We start from the raw sequence: 19,716 nt of genomic DNA, 5'->3' as shown, positions 1-19,716 counted from the left end.
TGTGCGGCATCAAGTGCCAAAAAACAGCTCGGCTTTGCTTCGCTATCACTTTAACAAAAAAAGTGGTGTATTCAACTCCGTCGAGCTGAATACACCATTTATATTAGTAAGTTTTGTGTTTTAAGAACTTAAAACTTTGACAGTTAGCTCAAAATAGTGATGTGCACAAAAAAATAAAAATAAATGTTGACTCGTAAACCTTGCTAGATCAACGTTCAAACGACCACAATTTGTGAACTCAAAAATGAGACACTCATCCTTTATGAGATTATGATAGAATAATAAGGAAGTGTAATAATTATAAGATTGAGGGGCTCGAAAATGAAACATTATCGAGGTTATCGCTTAACCTTAGGCTGGCAAATTATGATTGGCTTAGTCTTAGGAATTATTTTGGGGGTTGTGTTTTACCAAAATAAAACTGCGATTACAGCAATGCAAAATATTGGGACTATGTTTATCAGTTTGATTCAAATGATCGTCTTACCCATTGTCGTTTCCTGTTTAACGGTCGGGATTGCCAATATGGGAGATATAAAAAAACTCGGTCGTATTGGTGGTAAAACGCTGATTTATTTCGAACTAATGACGACGGTCGCTATCATTTTAGGGCTAGTAGTTGCCAATGTTTTCCATCCTGGTGACTTTATTAATATTCATCAGCTACATTCTCAAGATATTAGCCAATACGTTTCTACCGCAAAGAGTGCAAAATCGCACAGTGGTGTATGGGAAACGTTAGTCGGCATTATTCCAACGAACTTCTTTAGTTCACTCAGTACCGGCGATATGATGCCGGTAATCTTTTTTAGTGTTTTCTTCGGACTTGGTACTGCAGCAATTGGCGAACAAGGGAAAATTATTATCAATTTCCTGAATGCCGTTTCTGAAGTCATGTTCAAAGTGACTAACTGGGTGATGCATGCTGCACCAGTTGGTGTATGTGCACTGATTGGTGTTACAGTGGCTCAGATGGGACTTTCGGCACTGGCGCCTCTAGGATACTTCATCTTCCTGGCCTACGCGACAATGGCCGTTTTTATCCTTGTAGTGATGGGGCTGGTTGGTAAGTTATTCGGTTTAAACATTTTTACTTTACTCAAAGTTATCCGGGATGAAGTCGTACTGGCCTTCTCAACAGCCAGTTCAGAGGCTGCATTACCACGGATCATCGATAAGATGGATAAGTTTGGTGTCAGTCAGGGGATCGTTTCGTTTGTGATTCCAACCGGCTATACGTTTAATCTGGATGGTTCAGCGATCTATCAGTCATTAGCAGCTTTGTTCCTTGCACAGGCTTATCATATCCACCTGAGTATTGGTCAACAGATTACGTTACTGGTTGTCCTGATGATTACTTCAAAGGGGATGGCTGGGGTACCCGGTGCTTCATTCGTTGTTTTACTCGCGACGATTTCAACCATTGGTGTGCCTATGGCTGGTCTGACCTTTATTGCTGGTATCGACCGGTTGGTAGACATGGGCCGTACGGCAGTTAACGTCGTTGGTAATTCACTGGCTTCGGTAGTGATTGCTAAATCAGAAAATGAGTTTAACGAACAGCAGGCAACGGAATTTGCGGCTAGTTTCGATAAACCCAAAAATGTCTCAACAAGTGACTAAATCATTATTTAAATAGCCTAAATTAAAAAGCTCTCTGGTTAAATGACCAGAGAGCTTTTTCGGTGCCATCTCAATTGGCTGATACCACAAGTGAGGTTGATTCCCATCAAGCTATACTTGCGATGCTCGTTAACAAAATCGACGGCGTTATAGTAAAAGTTTTATGATGATGGTTGACGTTTTTAAAGTGAAATTCTTACGCTTTGTAGCGGTAGTTAGCCGCACTTAAATCTCCCCACACAGTTCCCCGTGTGGTGAAGCACAACTTTAGTTGACCGACATCTCACTGTCACCTGGTCAACTCGGGCACCGAGACTCAGACTGCTAACCCTTGCTTTCCCAATTCAATCGAACAATAAATTGATGACACTAACGATGACGTTCAGGCTCTTCGCTATTAATCAGCTGCAACACTGATTACGAAGAATAAAACAGTGATCAATCAATTTATTAATCATTTTAAAACCGCCAAATATAGGGCAGGGAAAGTAAGCAGCACAGTTCGAAAATCGATGGTTATTAACGATTTCTCCCGTGAAGGTGAGCTATGGCAGCTCGCTTTCCCTGGCACGCGTGATAAGACTGCGATCCAGGATCATATGTTTCTGTTGTCATATTACTCACCTCCAGTTTTGGTTGCCGTGCGTTAGGATCAAAAAACGCTCAGTCAACGATTGACTGAGCGCACTGATTTGCACACTTAAATAACCCATAGCAGGTTGATTCGCCAATCGTTGAGCTTTAGCACTATACGGCGTAGTTATTGGATAACAGCCACATTAGACCGAGCCTTTTTTTAACTCGGACAGCTGACTCATTGGCGTTTTTCGACGTTTCTGAGCAGTAGCGTTTTCCGTATAGGAGCCTCACCTAACGGCTTATTCTATTTCCATACCTAAGTATACATGCTTTTTTTGAAAATGACAAATGATTTGCAAGGTCAGGTCTTCACTATAAAATAGCGATTAATGCGTCTAATTCCTGCTCAGTTGTTGACCAACTTGTGACGAGTCGAATTGCTGTATGTGTGTCGTCAACGACTTCCCAGAAGGACAGGTCAACGTGTTTCTTTAACTCAGCCAACTGATCATTAGTCACAACGACAAACTGCTGATTGGTTGGTGAATCAATCAAAAATTGATAGCCCTTATCTTTAAGAGCCCGCTTTAATTTCATTGCTAAATCAATGGCGTGCTGGCTGAGCTTAAAATAGAGATTATCCGTAAAGAGTGCGTCAAATTGAACACCAATCAAACGGCCCTTGGCTAACATGGCACCTTGTCGTTTGATTTTTGTGGTAAATCGCTTAGGTACGTTATGTTTTGTGAAGACGACTGCTTCCCCAGCGAGTGCACCGACTTTAGTGCCGCCAATATAGAAAATATCACAGTATTTAGCAATATCCGCTAGACTTAGGTCACATTCTGGGCTCATTAAACCGTAGCCTAAGCGCGCGCCGTCCATAAATAGGGGGATTTGGTTTTGCCGGCAGACTTGTGAGAGGTCAGCCAGTTCTTGCTTGCTATATAGCGTACCCAACTCAGTAGAAAACGAGATGTACACTAATCCTGGTGCAACCATTTGACCGTGATTTTCGTCTGCCTGCCAATCATCGAGGTAAGACTGAAGATTTTTCGCCGTGATTTTCCCCCTCTCACCAGGAAGTGTGAGGACTTTATGACCGGTATATTCGATTGAACCGGCTTCGTGGAAATTAATGTGACCAGAATCAGCGGCTACAACACCCTCGTCACCATCTAATAGGTTTGAAATGACAACTTGATTGGTTTGGGTCCCTCCAGAGATGAAAAACACCTCTGCGTCGGGTGCTTCGCAGGCAGCTTGGATTTTTTGAGCTGCTCGTTTCGTGTAGATGTCTTGACCGTAGCCAGGTTGTGCATCCATATTGGTATCAATTAGGGCTTGTAATACTTTAGGGTGTGCACCACGTGAATAATCATTTGCGAAAGGTAACATGATTTTCTCCTTTTAATGCTGTAATTAATGCTAGTTATAGTTTACGCTTTTTTAAGCGTTTTTATGAAACGGATTTAATTAGCAGGTGGATAAACGCTGCTGATCTAGTGAGTTGCTCGTACTCCCTTACAAAAAGCATTTAAAAGAACTATACTTATATTGCGGATTAAAACGTAAATGCTTTTATTAATTTAAGGAGTGATCTTCGTGCTACAACCAGGTGTCGTTTTATTTGATCAATTGAGTGATGAAGCCAAGTCTCGTGCAATTCACGACTTTATTGATTTCTATCTTAGAAAATATTCGAACAAGAGTCTTGAAATTTTGACTGATTATCCGATTCAATACGAAATTGAACAGATTAACCACGATATTCAACTCAATTCCAATTTCCATCCGGATCAACTCCGCGATTACTTATATCAAAATGATGGCGAATTATTTGCCCGTATTATTTCGTCTCTGGACCTGTCATTTATGGAAAATGGTGTCATGACTAATCAATCTTATGATGAATGGTACCAGCAAAAGTACGATGAGATTTCAAAGGGACTTTAATTCCCTTTCATTAATACGCTCTTTATAATCGATGAAGCCAATAAAATGGGCTGCATCGATTTTTTTATTCAAAGGGTAAATGCGAGCCTGGATAATAGCACTAGACCATAATGATAGGTATAATGAGTAACTATACATCTAGTACATACAAGTGGAGGATATTTTTATGAAAGTATTTGTTATTGGCGCTAATGGTAATATTGGCCGACTGATTAGCCAGCAACTGAATGAAAAGGGGGAAGAAGTCGTTGCGGGGATTAGAAAACCTGAGCAAGCGGCCTTCTTTGAGGATCACGATATTAAAACGGCCCACGTTGACTTACTGGGGCGTCCAGAAGAAATGGGTGTGACCCTTGATGGTTTTGACGCAATCATCTTTACGGCCGGATCAGGGGGTAAAACAGGCGATGATATGACGTTATTGGTAGACTTAGATGGTGCGGTTAAAAGCATGCAGGCGGCTGAAATTGCTGGTGTGAAACGATATATCATGGTCAGCGCACTGTGGGCTGAAAACCGTAATCGTTGGAACGATGCCATTCGGCCCTATTATGCCGCTAAATTTTACGCTGATGAGTGGCTGCGGACCCGGACTAACTTGGATTACACCATTGTCGAACCAGGCGCACTGACCTTTGATAAAGGGGTCGGTAAAATTAATATCAGTGGCGTAGAAGGCGGCTCAGTGGCGCGTGAGGATGTGGCCAGAACTGTTGTGGCTCTCTTAGATCAACCCCAGACCATTAAGAGAACTATCCCGGTGATTACGGGTGACACACCAATCAAAGAAGCTTTAAAAAACGTTTAAGCACGCCTGATCTCCCTATCTTTCGAATTGGTTAACGCTTATAGTGGTGAATAGAATCGCTATGAACGGGAATCCGCCAAGGGTATTAAGGACCTTGGCTATTTTAAAGGAGAGTGTGGGATGATCAATTATTCTCAATGGCTGCCCTATCTCGCTTACATCTTCATCATGATGATTGGGATAGGGATTTTAACCGGCCAAAAGAGAACGTTAGGCCAGATGGTCACTATTGTGACGTTTGGTATTTACCTCGCCGTTGTGGGCTATTTAACGTTAACCCCAACAGCCTATGCATTTGGTAACGGGCCCACTATGAAACCTTATTGGGTGGGGTCAGCACCGACTAACCCGATTCCGTTTCGAGGGATTGAGTTAGATTTTTACCTGAATATTTTGATGTTGGTGCCAATGGGCGTTTATTTGAAATTATTGTTTAAAACGAATTTTAAACAAATCGTTGCTATCGGTATTTTAATCGGTCTTGGGATTGAGAGTACACAATTTGTCCTAGACAGTTTTTTGAACATGTCACGGTGGATCGACGTCAACGATATGATGACGAATGCCAGTGGCGTTGTGATTGGCTACGTGATAGTGTGGGTACTACTTCATTCACCATTGAAACGGTTAGTGAGTTTTTTCTCAGTAAAACATTAAATCGAAAAAAAATGCCTATTCTGCAAAATCGCGGAATAGGCATTTTTACGTTAAACTCTGGCAACTACCGAGTTTTGGCGCAGCTTGTTTTTATTGTTCTTCATACCATGGGTAGTGGAACATGCCATCGCGGTCAACACGTTCGTAAGTGTGGGCACCGAAGTAGTCCCGTTGTGCTTGCAGTAAGTTAGCAGGCAAGACTTCTGAACGGTATGAATCGTAGTAAGTAATTGCGGCACTGAATGATGGTACTGGAACGCCCATCTTAACAGCTAAAGCAACGACTTCACGGGTTGATTCTTGGTACTTCGCAGCAATGTCCTTGAAGTAGTCGTCCAACAGCAAGTTAGTCAAATCAGGTTTCTTGTCGTAAGCATCGGTAATGTTTTGCAGGAAGCGGGCACGGATGATGCAACCGGCGCGCCAGATTTGAGCTAATTGACCAAACTGTAAGTCCCAACCATAGGCTTCTGAAGCGAACCGAAGTTGTTCAAACCCTTGAGCATAACTCATGAGTTTGCTGAAGTAGAGGGCTTGACGAATCTTTTCAACCATTTCCTTCTTGTCACCAAGTTGTTCGTTAGCCTTTGGAGCTGGTAACGTCTTAGAAGCAGCGACACGTTCGTCCTTCATCATGGAAATGTAACGGGCGTAAACGGCTTCGGTAATCACGGATTGTGGTACTTGGACGTTCAAGGCGTCCTCTGAACTCCACTTACCAGTCCCTTTGTTGTTACCACGGTCTAAAATCATGTCAACAATAGGTTTGGTTTTGTCGTCGCCAAGGTCATCTTTACGGCTCAAAATGTCAGCAGTGATTTCAATCAAGTAACTGTCAAGTTCACCCTTGTTCCATTCTTTGAAGATGTCAGCCATTTCATCTACGGAAATACCTAACACGTTGCGCATGATGTTGTAGCTTTCGTCGATCAGTTCCTCATCACCGTATTCGATACCGTTGTGAACCATTTTAACGTAATGACCAGCACCGTTAGGGCCGATGTAAGCAACACATGGCTTACCATCTTGGGTAGCTTTAGCAGAGATCTTTTCCAAGATTGGCGCAACCAGATCATAAGCTTCTTTTTGGCCACCAGGCATTAATGATGGGCCTTGAAGAGCACCAAGTTCACCACCAGAAACACCCATGCCGATAAAGTTAATTCCTGACTTATCCAGTTTTGCGTTGCGTGCCATCGTATCATGGAAGTTTGTGTTACCACCATCAATTAAAACATCACCCTTGTCGAGTAATGGAATTAATTCATCGATAACAGCATCAGTTGGCTTACCAGCTTTAACCATCAGAAGGATCCGACGAGGTTTTTCCAATGAATCTACAAAGTCTTCAATTGTATGACTAGGAATCAGTTTCTTGTCGCTGTGATCTTTCATCACTTGATCAGTTTTTGCAGCTGTACGGTTATAAATACCAACAGTGAAGCCGCGGCTTTCAATGTTAAGGGCCAAGTTCTTACCCATAACAGCCATTCCGACAACACCGATATTCGCTAATTTATCTGCCATTACAAACCTTCCTTTTAATGAAATATTAGTTGAATCACAGTCTTAGTTTAACATTTCACAATTAGAATGTGAAGAAACAGCACCCATTTAAGAAATAAAAAAATAAGGTATAAACTTAATGTTCTATTGAAATAAAGTGCTTACAAATAATTGATAATAATCTGAAATTAGTGAAATTTCACAAGCACTATCGACTTAAGGATACACAAAAAAAACTCGCAATTCTAATCTTCAGAATTGCGAGCCTTTTAGTTTAATCTTAATAAATTACTTGTTTAAACGGTATACCCATTGACGGTGATCGCGTTGAATCAATTCGTCAGCTGATGCAGGGCCCATTGAACCTGGGGTGTAGTTAGGGAATTGTGGTTGTTGTAAGTCCCAAACTTTACGGATTTGATCCACAAAGCGCCATGCGTAGGAAACTTCTTGCCAACTTGAGAAGTTGGTACCGTCACCCTTCATAACATCGTGAATCAAACGTTCGTAAGGTTCTGGTGTAGCCTTTGAATCCTTAGCATCAACGAAGTAGTCCAAATTGATTGGTTCAGTTTGGAAACCTTGGCCGTTTGTCTTAGCGTTCAGACGAAGTGAGAAACCAGCATGTGGTTCAATGTACATTGTCAAAACGTTAGCTTCAAGCGGTGCGTTGTGGTTTTGTGGGAATGAGAAGATGTCGATCAATGGTTTCTTGAAGACAACGTCCACACGGGTGAACTTGTCAGCTAACATCTTACCAGTCCGGATGTAGAATGGTGTACCTGACCAACGGTAGTTATCAAATAATAACTTCCCAGCAACGAACGTATCGTTGTTTGAATCGTGAGGCACATTGTCTTCATCACGGTAAGCACGTTGGCTATCGCCAGCGCCATATTGGCCACGAACGAAGTTGGTTGAAGCTTCAGCAACGTTGTAGACACGAAGTGAACGTAAAGCCTTCACTTTTTCAGCCCGGATATCAACGTCGGTGAATGAAACGGGTTGTTCCATAGCAAGTAAGCTGACGATTTGCATGATATGGTTTTGAACCATGTCACGTAAAGCACCGGAGTTGTCATAGTATGAGGCACGTTCTTCAACACCCAGTTTTTCTGATAAAGTAACTTGGATGTTATCAATGTAACGGTTGTTCCAAAGGGATTCAACCAATGTGTTACCAAAACGAACGGCTTCAATGTTTTGAATCATTTCTTTACCTAAGTAGTGGTCGATCCGGAAGATTTGTTCTTCATCGAATGACTTGCTTAAAGCATCGTTTAATTGTTGAGCTGAGTCGAAGTCACGACCAAATGGCTTTTCGATAACGACACGGTCGAAGCCTTTAGTGTCAGTCAAGCCTTCAGTCTTTAAGAAACCGGCAACTGTGCCGAAGAATGATGGTGCAAGTGAAAGGTAGAAGATCCGGTTGCCATTCAACTCGTACTTCTTATCTAATTCTTCTGCACGTGTCTTCAATACTTGGTAGTGTGCTTTGTCAGTAACGTCATGTGCTTCGTAGACAAAGTGTGAAATGAACTTTTCAGCATCTTTATCAGTCTTAGTCGTTCCAAGTGACTTACGAACTTGGTCCCGAAATTGTTCATCGGTTAATTTTTCACGTGAAGTACCAAGAACACCAAAATGTTCTCTTAAAGTACCCTTTTTATATAAGTTATACATGGAAGGATAAAGTTTCCGGTAAGCTAGGTCACCAGTCCCGCCAAAGAAGATAAATAGTGAAGTTCTTTCTGCAGCCAATACAGTCACTCCTTAAATTTTATGAGGTAAAGCAGTCAATGACGAGTGCGCCATGGACAAAGCAATATCGTCTAGACCACTCGTGTCGAAATTATTATATAACAAATTCAAAGTAAATAAAGGGAATTAAGAAAAGTTTCTGTAACAGTTTGACTAAGTAAACTATTTATTGGAAGTAAACACATATGAAAACAGCTTTCACACAAAACAACTATTTTGAAAGAAAATTTTAGAAAATAGAATTTAGCGTCATCATCTAGTCTGAAACGTTTTGAATAGAAAAGACGAGCCAATTGGATAAGCTTCGATTTTGGCGGGAATTTGTTCAGAACTTGTCCGTGTATAAGATAATGGCTGGGATAAATTAATGCAAGCTTTTTTACTATTATTCAGCTTAACAGCTGTTATATCAGTGCCAGAGGCTATTTCTCAGTCTACCCATTGCAATTCTTCGCAGACAGTGTAAAATACCTTTGATAACCATTGAAAGGGTAGGTAAAACTGATGACTTTGACGGAAATTGCAGCTAAGTCGGGCATCACAGCGGATCAGATTGCTGCGTATACGCGTGCGGGGCTGCTACCATGTAAGGATGAGGCCAGTTTGTATTCAGACAGCGATCTTTACTGGCTAGACATGGTGAACTGTTTTGTTGAGAACGGTTCGTCAGTAGAAGAACTTAAAACGTTGATGCCGCTTTGTGAAACCAAAATATAATCTTTGTAATCATGCAATTAATAGAATAGAAGGACTCTGATAAAACTTCCCAGTGGAGGCTTATCAGAGTCCTTTTTGCTGTCGTTAATTTAAGAAAAACTGATTTTAAGCGTACTTATGAGCCAGTTTTGCACCAGCAGCAGCGGCGATAGCTGCAATAATATCGTCTAAGAACGTGTTAACACCCTTGCCTTGAACCGTGTCTAAACGCTTTAAAATACCGTGCTTTTGACGGTCGAGATAGCCAAAATTAGTTGTCGCGATCTTACCGTAGATACCGGAGATACCCCCTTCGGCAAGTAATTCATCCACGCCAAAGACCCCAGCGTCATTTTCAACGATACTTTGAAGCGGTTCGGGCAATTCTTTTTGAGTTGCCAGTCGATCAAGGGCGATGCCCACCATAGCGTTGTTCATGACTTCTCGTTTGTGTAGGACGTCGATTACAGCAGACATGGCTTCTTCTTTCTTAAGGTCTGGCAGAAATTGCAACTGCATATTATATGTAATCGATGCAATGTCATCAAGCTTAATGTTTTTTGAGTCGAAGTAAGCGATGATACTCTCATAGGCAGCAGTATCTGGATACTTAAAGTTTCGATTATTCAACTTCATCATCCTTTCAAGAAGACGTTATATTCAGTGTACCAAAAAACGTGTCTGATAGGTGTCTAAACCTGTAATAGATGGTAAAATAGAAACAATTTAGCTGCATTTAGAGGAGGAACGACACCTTGGGCGTTATTCGAATTAATAATCTTAAGTTTCATACTTTTAATGGTGTATTTCCTGAAGAACGAAAAAACGGTCAACAGCTGGCAATTGATGTTGCCTTGAATTATCCCATCGAAGAAAAAGTTCAGCACGATGATTTGGATGAGACGATTAGTTACGCGGATGTGAACGAAACGATTGACAAGTTCGTGCATACGCATTCTTATAAGCTGATTGAATCGCTAGCAAACGAGTTATTAAAAGTGTTATTAAAAGGTTTTCCAACGGCAACCCAAATTACCATCAAAATCCGTAAGTACAGTGTCCCAATGCCAGGAATCTTTGATAATGTTGAGATTGAAGTGGCGGGTGAGAATCGTGTGTGAGCGAGTTTATTTAAGTATCGGTTCTAATATTGGGGATCGATTGGCTAATTTGACCCAGGCGGTTAAGTTGCTGCAGGAACAGTCAGCTATTCAGATCAAAGCCGTTTCCTCCATCTATGAAACGCAGCCTTGGGGAAACCTTGCTCAGGCCAACTTTTATAACATTGCCGTTGCAATCACGACGACGCTTACGCCAGAAGAATTGCTGACTGTACTGCATAGTATTGAGCAAGCTGGTCACCGGCAGCGCCTAGAGCACTGGGGACCTCGAACCATCGATTTAGATATTGTTTATTGGGGTGACCGGCAGATTCAGTCGGCGGACCTGACTGTGCCGCACCCACGAGCACATGAACGCAACTTTGTGTTACTGCCGGTACAGGAAATTGCTGATGGCGACACTAAGGTAAAAACGCAGGTAGATGCTGCGCTAGAAGAAAAAAGTGATACCAGTTGGATCAACAAAGTAAAAGGAGTTACTTTAACCTATGATCGATGACGCAAATCAGAAAAAAATTGAACAGGCTGTCAAAATGATATTGGAAGCGGTCGGTGAAGATCCGAATCGCGATGGCCTAATTGAAACACCAGCACGCGTGGCACGGATGTATAATGAAGTCTTTTCTTCAGTGAAGGCACCAGCGTTTGATAACTACAAACTTTTTCCAGTCGATGAAACAACTGAAATGGTATTGATTAAAGACATTTCGTTTTATTCAATGTGTGAACACCACCTGCTGCCGTTTTTCGGAACGGTGGACGTGGCCTACATTCCTAACCATCAACGGGTCATGGGCCTCAGTAAAATTCCGCGGCTGATTGACTACTGCGCTAAGCGGCCAAACGTTCAGGAACGGATGACCGTTAACATTGCGAAGGAATTGACGCGAATCCTTGATCCAAAGGGAATTGCGGTATCCGTCACAGCACGGCACATGTGTATGGAAATGCGTGGCGTTGAAAAAACGGGCAGCCAGACAGAAACCAGTTACTACACGGGTGCCTTTAAAGAAGATCGTGAACTCAAGCAGGAATTTTTACAGCGAATTAACGGGTGAGGGTATTGAACCAAAAAATAGTCCATGAAATGTATCAGCAGCTCATCGACCAGTTTAATCAAGCACGCTTGGTGGGCGATAATAATCGGGTGCCGTTATTACGGAAAATTGTGGCGGCACTGAATCATCCTGACCAGCATTATCACGTGATCCACATTGCTGGGACCAATGGTAAGGGCTCTACAGGTGCTATGTTAAGCGCTATTTTAGAAGCGCAGGGCTATCGGGTGGGCCGCTTTAACAGCCCCGCTATTTTGAACGACCGCGAGCAAATTCAGTTTAATCACCAGTGGATTTCAGAAGCTGCTTTTATTGATAGCTATAACGAAATTAAACCAGTGGTAAAGCGACTCGGGTTGTCGACCACCGCCATTTCAATTTTTGAGTGGCAGTTCTTGATCAGTCTGATCTGGTATCGTAATCAGCAAGCCGACTACGTGATTTTGGAGGCCGGCTTAGGTGGGCTGACGGATGCCACCAATGCTATCAGTGCGCCGCAACTGACTGTTTTCACCAAAATTGCCATGGATCATATGCAAATTTTGGGTGACACGCTGGTCAAGATTGCCACTCAGAAGTCTAAGATCATCAAGCCGGGGACTTCGGCGGTGACGATAAATGATCAATCCCCTGAAGCATTTGAAGTGCTCCAAAAAGAGGCTCAAAAGCAAGGCGTTGCACTCACGGCTCCGAAAACGTCAGCTCAGGTTTCAGCGCGAAGTTTAACGGGAATGATGGTTAATCTTCATAGCGCGTTGTTTGACTGGCCTGCACTAGCATTAAACGTCATTGGCGATTTTCAGGTACAGAATCTCACGTTAGTCTTAACCGCAGTAGCAGTACTGAAAACGCAAAATGTTCGGATCACCGACCAAGCGGTCAGGACTGGCCTGCAGCAAATTCAGCTGCCGGATCGGTTAACGGTCGTTTCGCAAAAGCCACTTACCATTGTGGATGTGGCCCATAACCCCGATGGGATGACGGCCTTAACGACTAGCCTAAAAAAGTTAACGCGTCAGTACAAAATAACGTGGATACTAGGCTTTTTGGCTGATAAAGCGGTGACTCCGATGCTAGAATTACTGTTACCATTGGCGGACCGCGTACTGACGGTTACACCGGATAATCCTAAGCGAGCGTTACCGGCTGAAAAATTAGCCAGCGACATCCGGCAATTATCGCCAGCAACTCATACTAAAGCGATGGCTAGTATGCCTGAAGCATTAGCGCTTGCTCGCCAGACCTCATCCCAAAGCAGCCTGATCGTGGTGGCGGGATCCTTTTACGTTGCGCGTGAGTTAGCAGAGATGGGGGTTACTCATGACTGAATGGCTGATTGCTTCAAATAATCAGTACAAAACGCAAGATTTGATTAACTGTTTGGCGTTTTATGGCCTAAAAGCAATTCCCTATACGGATAAGATGCCAAAATTAACGTTTCCAGCGGAGCAGACCGATAGTTATGCTATGAATGCATTACATAAAGCGCAATTTTTGGCTGATAAAACGGGTAAGGGTGTCATTGCTGACGACAGTGGCATTGAGGTACCGGCACTAGGTGAACATTTGGGCGTAACCACAAAACGTGAACTCCATCAAGATGTTGAACATAGCGATAATCAAACCATTCTAAACGCGATGAAATCCCAAATTGATAGGCGGGCAACCATGATCAGTACCTTGGTGGCAATTGCACCAGGAAAAGCGCCAGTGACGGTCGTTGGTCGTGTCAGTGGTATGATAGCAACGCAAACACGAGGCAGTTATTCGACGGGTTTTGACAAGCTTTTTATTTTACCCAATCAGCAGCATACATTAGCGGAACTACCGGACAATAGTCGTTTGCCCCTGACCCATCGCGGTCAAGCAGCTAAGCAGTTAGTGGCAGAATTGAGAGGAGTTTGATCAATGCAAATTCAAGAGATGACTGATCAGTTACAGCAAGCAACTGATTTTCGAAGCCAAGCGCTATATCAACTGGCGCAACAGCAGCGATTAATTGCGTTACAGTTTAAGGCACTTTCAGAGACTGAGCAGACGGAATTGCAGAAACGGCTGCGTCAACTGGACGCCATTAATGGTCAAAATGACACTGGCGTTGATGGGTTGCTCACGATCCCAGCACTGAGGTTATTGGCTCAGCATTGGCTGTCTTGGTTTCCGGCTGGAAACACTGGTGAAGCAATATTAAAGCAGATCTTAGCTGCCCATCATTTGGACTGGCAAGTTGCTGGCAAGCGGTTCAAACTCCGCGATACCTCAATGATTTATGGCATCATGAACATTACGCCGGATTCGTTTTACGATGGTGGCCGTTATACTACTATGGATGCCGTTTTAAACCATGTATCCGAGATGTTAGAAGCAGGAGCGGATGTGATTGAAGTTAACGGTCAAACCACTCGACCGGGCTACACTGAAGTTACTCCTAGTGTAGAGTTTGATCGGACAATTCCGTATATCAAGGCAATCACGAGTCATTTTCCAGAAGCTGTTTTAGCAATCGATACCTACAAGGTTCCCGTTATGAAAGCAGCCATTGAGGCTGGCGTGGCCATTATCAACGACGTGAATGGCTTTACGGATGATCCCGCTAAGTTGCAGCTGATGGCGCACTCTGACGTTGGTCTATTAACCATGCTGAATGGCCGTCATTTTAATTTTAAAATCATGACGGATGAGGCCCACCAGTTCTTTGAGGACAATTTAAATGAACTGATGATGGCAGGAATCGATCGTGACCGGATTGCTATTGACCAAGGATTGGGTTACGCCAATGGGCAGGTTCAAGACGATGATCAGGATTACGTGATTATGAATAACACTGACAAATTCAATGATTTGAACCGGCCGATGATGGTGGCTGTTTCGCGGAAGGGTTACATGGCCAACTTGTTGGGCTTGAAGAAGGATGAACGGCTGCCAATGACCTTGGTCAGTGAAGTTGCCATGATGCAAAAGGGCGGTAAAATTATTCGGGTCCATGATGTGAAGGAAACTCGTCAAATGGTAACGCTGCTGGATCGGATTAATCGGGGATACTGGATCGTTTAAGTTGAGTTTGTATCAAGTTATTTTTCGCTAAGTGAGAATATATTAAAATGTTGACTAAATTTTCTCAATATGTTTTAATGAAAACAATCTAAATGAGAAGGGATCAATGATAATGACGACACAGTTAACTCAAGTTAATGCGTATTGGTACGGTTATTACTTTAGTTAGCGTCCGCAGCTTTAAATGCGGACGCTGAAGAAATCGCGTTCGCGTCTAAAGCAAGCCGTCAATTTGTCGTGCCAGCTAGACGTGAAGATTCTAGCTGGACCATTATTGATTCCGTGAAGGAACAATTTAAGCCAGCTAGGTAGTCTAGCTGGCTTTTTTCGTACCAAAATTAAGGAGTGACTAAAATGATGGAAACAAATGAAAATGAGTCAGGCGCGTGGCAACCCAGTGAATTAACAGCTGCACGGCAGCAGATTAATGATATTGATGGTCAAATCGTCAACTTGTTAGTCCAGCGCTTTGAAGCCGTAACGAAAGTGAATGAAGCTAAAGCAGCAGCTAACTTGCCAATCATGGATCACAGCCGAGAAGACCAGGTCCTTGATCGGGTGGCGGGGAAAGACCCTAATCCCGAAACTAGGGCTTATATGCGCAACATTTTTGCAACCATCATGAGCAACTCTAGAGATTACCAAGATTACTTAACTAAAATTAATACACACACTAAAAGGGGACTATAAGATGAATTATTTAACAGCGGGAGAATCTCACGGACCACAACTAACAGGGATTATTGAAGGCTTACCGGCCGGTTTGTTATTAGATATTGATGCCATTAATGCGCAATTGGCAGCTCGACAAGGCGGTTACGGTCGCGGCAGCCGCCAGCAGATTGAACATGATCAAGTGACCATTGTTGGTGGAGTCCGTCATAAGAAGACCTTGGGATCGCCCATTGCATTAGTCGTCAATAATCGAGATCATGCCCATTGGGGTAAGATCATGGATCCAGTTGCTGATGAAACAGCGGAGAACTCACTGCGAAAGGTCGAGCGTCCGCGTCCCGGTCACGCAGATTTAGTTGGTGGGATGAAGTACAACCACCGCGATTTGAGAAATGTTTTGGAACGCTCAAGTGCTCGTGAGACAGCTATGCGGGTAGCAATTGGTGCCATTTCAAAGCAGTTTTTAAAACAGCTGGGAATTGATATTGTAGGTTACGTTCAGCAAATCGGCCCAGTAGCTGCTGATGATCAGTCGCCATTGGACGTTGACCAAATCAATGATTTAATCAGTCAAAACGATTTACGCATGGTGCAGTCAAATAAAGTTGATGAGATTCATGAGTTGATCGATAAAACCAAAAAAGAAGGCGACACACTAGGTGGTGTTATTCGCGTTGTTGCCACCAACGTGCCAGCTGGTTTAGGCAGTTACATTAGCTGGGACACTAAGTTAGATGGTAAGATCGCCGCTGCAGTGATGGGCGTTAACGCCATGAAGGGTGTCGAAATCGGTGATGGCTTCAAAGCAGCGACCAGTTTCGGTAGTCAAGTGATGGATGAAATCGATTGGCATGAAGGTGAAGGCTTCACACGTGAATCTGACCACTTAGGCGGTTTTGAAGGTGGCATGACGAATGGGATGCCAATTATCGTTAAGGCTGCTATGAAACCAATTCCAACCCTGTACAAGGCACTTCAAAGTGTTGATGTTGAAACCAAAGAAGTTAAAAAGGCGAGTGTTGAACGGTCTGACACCACAGCTATCGTGCCAGCGTCAATCGTTATTGAAAGTGTCGTTGCCATTGAATTGGCCAAAGCCATTACAGATACCTTTGACGGCAGTAATATGGCACGCTTAAAGGCACAGTTAAAGGCCTACCGAGAAGAACTTAAAAATTACTAGAGGAGGGTCAGTCATGAAAACACTAAAGAGTAGACCTAAACAGGGATTGCATGGTGAACTGACCGTCCCTGGTGATAAGAGTATTTCACACCGTGGCATTATGTTAGGGGCTATTAGTGAAGGAACGACCACACTCACGCACTTTCTAACCTCTGCTGACTGTTTGTCAACATTGGCCGCCTTTCAGCAGTTAGGCGTGCCAATCCAACGTGAGGGGACGACGGTGACCGTTCATGGTGTGGGTTTACACGGCTTAAAGGCCAGCACAGCCAAACTGGATATGGGGAACTCTGGCACAACGACTCGCTTGATCATGGGGTTATTGGCGGGTCAGCCGTTTAACACCACTCTAGTTGGCGATGCCTCTCTATCTAAACGGCCCATGAAACGGGTCAGTGAACCACTGGCAACAATGGGTGCTGACATCACGACTACGGCTGGCCATTTGCCCGTAACGGTGAAGGGGCAGAAACTCCACGCGGTCAATTACCAGCTTAAAGTTGCTAGTGCACAAGTGAAAAGCGCAATGATTTTAGCCGCTCTGCAGGCAGATGAACCAACCACCTTAGTTGAAAAATTACCGACCAGAGACCATACGGAGCGGATGCTAACGGCGTTCGGTGGGGAAATTTCAACGGCAGCTGACGGCTTGACCATTACCATTCAGCCGCAGCCGCATTTGAAGGGACAGACGATGACGGTTCCCGGTGATATGTCATCGGCAGCCTTTTTCATGACGGCGGCCAGCTTAGTTGCGGATTCTAATATCACGTTAAAAGACGTTGGCTTGAATAAAACACGGACTGGTCTGCTAGAGATCTTAAAGGCAATGGGCGGTGATATCACGGTGGTCGCTGAACCAACGACTGGTGAGCCAATCGGGGATTTAACGATTAAGTCCGCTGATTTGCAACCCATTAATATTGGTAAAGCACAGATTCCGGCAGTGATCGACGAATTGCCACTGGTTGCTTTATTAGCAGCTAAGGCTAACGGTATTAGTCGGATCATGGGTGCGGAGGAGCTCCGGGTTAAAGAAACGGATCGAATTAGTGCGATTGTGACTGAATTTAAGAAATTAGGGATTGCCATTGAAGAGTTACCAGACGGCTTTGTGATCGATGGCCGCCAGCCTTGGCACGTGGTGGATCCAGTATTAGACGCACACGATGATCACCGAATCGGGATGGTACTGGGAATTGCTGCACTGCTGATTGACCAACCACTACAGTTGAAAGGTGCCGATAGCGTTCGCATTTCCTACCCTGAATTTTTCGATGATTTAGATAAACTATTGTGATGAGGTGATTGGCATGACGACGGTATTGATTAGCGGTTTAGGACTGATTGGCAGTTCGATGGCACGGATTATGAAACAAAGTGACGTTCAGCCAACTATTTTGGGTGACGATCCTAACGATGACACTAGCCAGTTTCTGCTGGACCAGGGAATCATTGATGAACGGGTGACGCTGTTAAATGCTGCTTCACGTGCGGACATCATTGTACTTGCTGGTCCGGTTTCCGTGATTATTGGCCAATTAGGGCAATTAGTGAAAACCAAGTTGAAACCTAATGCGTTAGTGACGGATGTGGGCAGCACTAAAATGCAAGTGATGGCTGCTTCAAAGCCACTTCAGGAGCGAAACATTGCGTTTATGGGTGGCCACCCGATGGCGGGATCGCACAAAACAGGTGCTCGGGCGGGCAAGGAAGATCTTTTGGATAACGCTGTTTACTTTCTAGTCGATGGCTCGCAGACAGCAACGCAAACAGCGCTATTTAAAGCTTGTCTTGAACCGGCTAAGTTGCGGTGGGTCACCATGTCAGCAGAAGCACATGATGGTTTGGTCAGTGAGATCAGCCACGTACCGCACGTGTTAGCTGCCAATTTGGTCAATACGGCCGATCATCAATTAAAACATGATGCCGTGGGCTTAAACGCTGCTGCTGGCGGTTTTAAAAGCACGACTCGGATCGCCGGTGCAGACCCGACAATGTGGACGGCAATTATGCTGAGCAATTCCGAAGTCATCAGCGAACAGCTGACGAGTTATATGAAACAGCTTAAGCAAATTCAAAGCGCCATCGAAACGCACGATGCCGACCAAATCTACCAGTTTTTTGCGCATGCGCAATCAGTTCGAGAACGTTTAGACCGAGAAGGAGAGACACGATGAGAGCAATTTTAGTTGGCTTCATGGGCAGTGGGAAAACCACTGTTGGGGAGCTGTTGGCACAACGATTGGACCTGAAACACCGAGATTTGGATGACATCATCGTGGAACGTGCTGGTAAATCCATTCAGCAGATTTTTGATGATGAGGGTGAACCTGCCTTCCGTCAACTGGAACACGAGGTGTTAGCTGATACCTTGGCTAATGGCAAAGGGATTCTGTCCACGGGTGGCGGGACGCCGATTCAAGCGGCCAATTATGACCTCCTGCGAAAAAGTGACGTGCCGGTTATTTTGCTTAATGTCAAACCGGAAACGGTCTTGTCACGGTTAACGGATGATGGGCAACGGCCGTTAGTCAAAGAACTTGGTGCCGACGGGCTGCTGGGCTTAAAGGAAAAACGCGACGCTAGATACCACGATGTCAGTGACATTGAAATTGATACGGATGATCTGACGCCAATTGAAGTGGTGGATGCAATCTTGGCCAGCGTTAATTTTAAAAACTGCGGTCACGACACGATGTAGGTGGGATTAGAATGGAATTAATTAATATCTCATTGCGCCAATTGGACCAAATGAAACGTCAACGTTACAGCGATGGCACGGGTATCAATTATCTGGTGAATAAAAGCCCCTTCCGGCAGAACCAATACGGTGTTCATCTTGAACTGGTTGATAGCAATGGCAAGGTGTACCAAAAAATTGAAGTCTACTTTAAACCCGACCAGTTGATCTCCGAACCCTTTGAAGCTAATGGCAGAAAATATCGGTTAACACTGATTAAGTAAGTACGAACGGCTGATTCTAAGATGAAGAGCCGTTTTTTTTGATGGTTTAAAATTTAAAAGAGATTAAAAACT

General features: G+C 43.8%; 21 protein-coding genes and 1 riboswitch. Of the genes, 17 read left to right on the top strand and 4 right to left on the bottom strand.

Annotated elements, in window-relative coordinates; translation table 11 throughout:
• Positions 1-321 precede the first annotated feature (321 nt).
• Positions 322-1,623, top strand: a complete 1,302-nt coding sequence (locus tag IWT5_RS09695) for a cation:dicarboxylate symporter family transporter (protein WP_089109752.1) — start codon at positions 322-324, stop codon at positions 1,621-1,623.
• A 719-nt stretch (positions 1,624-2,342) separates the two neighbouring features.
• Positions 2,343-2,508, bottom strand: a riboswitch (M-box (ykoK) riboswitch).
• A 66-nt stretch (positions 2,509-2,574) separates the two neighbouring features.
• On the opposite strand, the gene IWT5_RS09690 is transcribed toward IWT5_RS09695, so the two are convergent.
• On the bottom strand, positions 2,575-3,600 hold the full coding sequence (locus IWT5_RS09690; RefSeq protein WP_089109751.1) for a threonine aldolase family protein: 1,026 nt from the start codon (positions 3,598-3,600) through the stop codon (positions 2,575-2,577).
• 207 nt (positions 3,601-3,807) lie between these two features.
• Between IWT5_RS09690 and IWT5_RS09685 the strand changes: the two genes are divergently transcribed.
• The 3 genes from IWT5_RS09685 (at position 3,808) to IWT5_RS09675 (ending at position 5,623) form a co-directional block, all read left to right on the top strand.
• On the top strand, positions 3,808-4,158 hold the full coding sequence (locus IWT5_RS09685; RefSeq protein WP_089109750.1) for a hypothetical protein: 351 nt from the start codon (positions 3,808-3,810) through the stop codon (positions 4,156-4,158).
• Between the two features lie 166 nt (positions 4,159-4,324).
• Positions 4,325-4,966, top strand: coding sequence for an SDR family oxidoreductase (locus tag IWT5_RS09680; protein WP_089109749.1), 642 nt, complete (start codon positions 4,325-4,327; stop codon positions 4,964-4,966).
• Positions 4,967-5,086: 120 nt separating this feature from the next.
• Positions 5,087-5,623: a VanZ family protein gene (locus IWT5_RS09675; RefSeq protein ID WP_089109748.1), complete on the top strand. Its 537-nt coding sequence runs from the start codon at positions 5,087-5,089 to the stop codon at positions 5,621-5,623.
• A gap of 90 nt (positions 5,624-5,713) precedes the next feature.
• Here the strand turns inward: IWT5_RS09675 and gnd are convergent, their stop codons facing one another.
• Both gnd and zwf read right to left on the bottom strand, forming a co-directional pair.
• Positions 5,714-7,150, bottom strand: coding sequence for an NADP-dependent phosphogluconate dehydrogenase (gene gnd, locus IWT5_RS09670; protein ID WP_089109747.1), 1,437 nt, complete (start codon positions 7,148-7,150; stop codon positions 5,714-5,716).
• Between the two features lie 267 nt (positions 7,151-7,417).
• Positions 7,418-8,890, bottom strand: coding sequence for a glucose-6-phosphate dehydrogenase (gene zwf, locus IWT5_RS09665; protein WP_089109746.1), 1,473 nt, complete (start codon positions 8,888-8,890; stop codon positions 7,418-7,420).
• A 504-nt stretch (positions 8,891-9,394) separates the two neighbouring features.
• On the opposite strand from zwf, the gene IWT5_RS09660 reads away from it, so the two are divergent.
• A complete protein-coding gene (locus IWT5_RS09660) occupies positions 9,395-9,607 on the top strand; it encodes a helix-turn-helix domain-containing protein (protein ID WP_089109745.1) in 213 nt (70 codons plus the stop codon).
• Between the two features lie 105 nt (positions 9,608-9,712).
• Here IWT5_RS09660 and IWT5_RS09655 read toward each other — a convergent pair whose 3' ends face one another.
• Complete coding sequence (locus IWT5_RS09655) at positions 9,713-10,216, bottom strand: phosphatidylglycerophosphatase A (RefSeq protein WP_089109744.1); 504 nt, start codon at positions 10,214-10,216, stop codon at positions 9,713-9,715.
• A 125-nt stretch (positions 10,217-10,341) separates the two neighbouring features.
• On the opposite strand from IWT5_RS09655, the gene folB reads away from it, so the two are divergent.
• The 12 genes from folB to IWT5_RS09595 all read left to right on the top strand — a co-directional run bounded on the left by folB (position 10,342) and on the right by IWT5_RS09595 (position 19,644).
• Positions 10,342-10,707 (top strand): dihydroneopterin aldolase, encoded by a 366-nt coding sequence (gene folB, locus IWT5_RS09650; RefSeq protein ID WP_089109743.1) that lies wholly within the window; start codon positions 10,342-10,344, stop codon positions 10,705-10,707.
• Complete coding sequence (folK, locus tag IWT5_RS09645) at positions 10,670-11,206, top strand: 2-amino-4-hydroxy-6-hydroxymethyldihydropteridine diphosphokinase (protein ID WP_089109742.1); 537 nt, start codon at positions 10,670-10,672, stop codon at positions 11,204-11,206. Before folB ends, folK begins: the two co-directional genes overlap by 38 nt.
• On the top strand, positions 11,196-11,765 hold the full coding sequence (gene folE, locus IWT5_RS09640) for a GTP cyclohydrolase I FolE (protein ID WP_089109741.1): 570 nt from the start codon (positions 11,196-11,198) through the stop codon (positions 11,763-11,765). Before folK ends, folE begins: the two co-directional genes overlap by 11 nt.
• Positions 11,766-11,770: 5 nt before the next feature.
• Positions 11,771-13,093, top strand: coding sequence for a bifunctional folylpolyglutamate synthase/dihydrofolate synthase (locus IWT5_RS09635; RefSeq protein ID WP_089109740.1), 1,323 nt, complete (start codon positions 11,771-11,773; stop codon positions 13,091-13,093).
• The gene (locus IWT5_RS09630) at positions 13,086-13,670 is read left to right on the top strand and encodes a non-canonical purine NTP pyrophosphatase (protein ID WP_089109739.1); all 585 of its coding nucleotides are present in this window, start codon (positions 13,086-13,088) and stop codon (positions 13,668-13,670) included. Before IWT5_RS09635 ends, IWT5_RS09630 begins: the two co-directional genes overlap by 8 nt.
• A 3-nt stretch (positions 13,671-13,673) precedes the next feature.
• Positions 13,674-14,819: a dihydropteroate synthase gene (gene folP / locus IWT5_RS09625; RefSeq protein ID WP_089109738.1), complete on the top strand. Its 1,146-nt coding sequence runs from the start codon at positions 13,674-13,676 to the stop codon at positions 14,817-14,819.
• Positions 14,820-15,173: 354 nt separating this feature from the next.
• Entirely contained in the window at positions 15,174-15,509 is a 336-nt protein-coding gene (locus tag IWT5_RS09620; RefSeq protein WP_089109737.1) for a chorismate mutase, read from the top strand.
• A gap of 1 nt (position 15,510) precedes the next feature.
• Entirely contained in the window at positions 15,511-16,677 is a 1,167-nt protein-coding gene (gene aroC / locus IWT5_RS09615) for a chorismate synthase (protein ID WP_089109736.1), read from the top strand.
• 13 nt (positions 16,678-16,690) lie between these two features.
• Positions 16,691-17,977: a 3-phosphoshikimate 1-carboxyvinyltransferase gene (aroA, locus tag IWT5_RS09610; protein WP_089109735.1), complete on the top strand. Its 1,287-nt coding sequence runs from the start codon at positions 16,691-16,693 to the stop codon at positions 17,975-17,977.
• 13 nt (positions 17,978-17,990) lie between these two features.
• Positions 17,991-18,857 carry a prephenate dehydrogenase gene (locus IWT5_RS09605; RefSeq protein WP_089109734.1) on the top strand — a complete coding sequence of 289 codons (867 nt, stop codon included), beginning with the start codon at positions 17,991-17,993 and terminating at the stop codon, positions 18,855-18,857.
• Positions 18,854-19,381, top strand: a complete 528-nt coding sequence (locus IWT5_RS09600; RefSeq protein WP_089109733.1) for a shikimate kinase — start codon at positions 18,854-18,856, stop codon at positions 19,379-19,381. Before IWT5_RS09605 ends, IWT5_RS09600 begins: the two co-directional genes overlap by 4 nt.
• A gap of 11 nt (positions 19,382-19,392) precedes the next feature.
• Positions 19,393-19,644 (top strand): hypothetical protein, encoded by a 252-nt coding sequence (locus IWT5_RS09595; protein WP_089109732.1) that lies wholly within the window; start codon positions 19,393-19,395, stop codon positions 19,642-19,644.
• The last annotated feature ends 72 nt before the right edge of the window (positions 19,645-19,716 follow it).

Origin of the sequence: Secundilactobacillus mixtipabuli (assembly GCF_002217925.1) — a bacterium.
GTDB classification, from domain to species: domain Bacteria; phylum Bacillota; class Bacilli; order Lactobacillales; family Lactobacillaceae; genus Secundilactobacillus; species Secundilactobacillus mixtipabuli.
Note: the sequence above shows the minus strand (reverse complement) of the source record. Positions and strands in the feature narration are given on the sequence as shown.

Coding starts and splice junctions, on each gene's coding strand:
- folK (WP_089109742.1), top strand. CDS start 10,670: ATGTTGAGATTGAAGTGGCGGGTGAGAATCGTGTGTGAGCGAGTTTAT.
- aroC (WP_089109736.1), top strand. CDS start 15,511: ATGAATTATTTAACAGCGGGAGAATCTCACGGACCACAACTAACAGGG.
- IWT5_RS09620 (WP_089109737.1), top strand. CDS start 15,174: ATGATGGAAACAAATGAAAATGAGTCAGGCGCGTGGCAACCCAGTGAA.
- IWT5_RS09600 (WP_089109733.1), top strand. CDS start 18,854: ATGAGAGCAATTTTAGTTGGCTTCATGGGCAGTGGGAAAACCACTGTT.
- folE (WP_089109741.1), top strand. CDS start 11,196: ATGATCGATGACGCAAATCAGAAAAAAATTGAACAGGCTGTCAAAATG.
- IWT5_RS09660 (WP_089109745.1), top strand. CDS start 9,395: ATGACTTTGACGGAAATTGCAGCTAAGTCGGGCATCACAGCGGATCAG.
- IWT5_RS09595 (WP_089109732.1), top strand. CDS start 19,393: ATGGAATTAATTAATATCTCATTGCGCCAATTGGACCAAATGAAACGT.
- IWT5_RS09675 (WP_089109748.1), top strand. CDS start 5,087: ATGATCAATTATTCTCAATGGCTGCCCTATCTCGCTTACATCTTCATC.
- IWT5_RS09630 (WP_089109739.1), top strand. CDS start 13,086: ATGACTGAATGGCTGATTGCTTCAAATAATCAGTACAAAACGCAAGAT.
- IWT5_RS09605 (WP_089109734.1), top strand. CDS start 17,991: ATGACGACGGTATTGATTAGCGGTTTAGGACTGATTGGCAGTTCGATG.
- folP (WP_089109738.1), top strand. CDS start 13,674: ATGCAAATTCAAGAGATGACTGATCAGTTACAGCAAGCAACTGATTTT.
- IWT5_RS09680 (WP_089109749.1), top strand. CDS start 4,325: ATGAAAGTATTTGTTATTGGCGCTAATGGTAATATTGGCCGACTGATT.
- IWT5_RS09690 (WP_089109751.1), bottom strand. CDS start 3,600: ATGTTACCTTTCGCAAATGATTATTCACGTGGTGCACACCCTAAAGTA.
- aroA (WP_089109735.1), top strand. CDS start 16,691: ATGAAAACACTAAAGAGTAGACCTAAACAGGGATTGCATGGTGAACTG.
- gnd (WP_089109747.1), bottom strand. CDS start 7,150: ATGGCAGATAAATTAGCGAATATCGGTGTTGTCGGAATGGCTGTTATG.
- IWT5_RS09695 (WP_089109752.1), top strand. CDS start 322: ATGAAACATTATCGAGGTTATCGCTTAACCTTAGGCTGGCAAATTATG.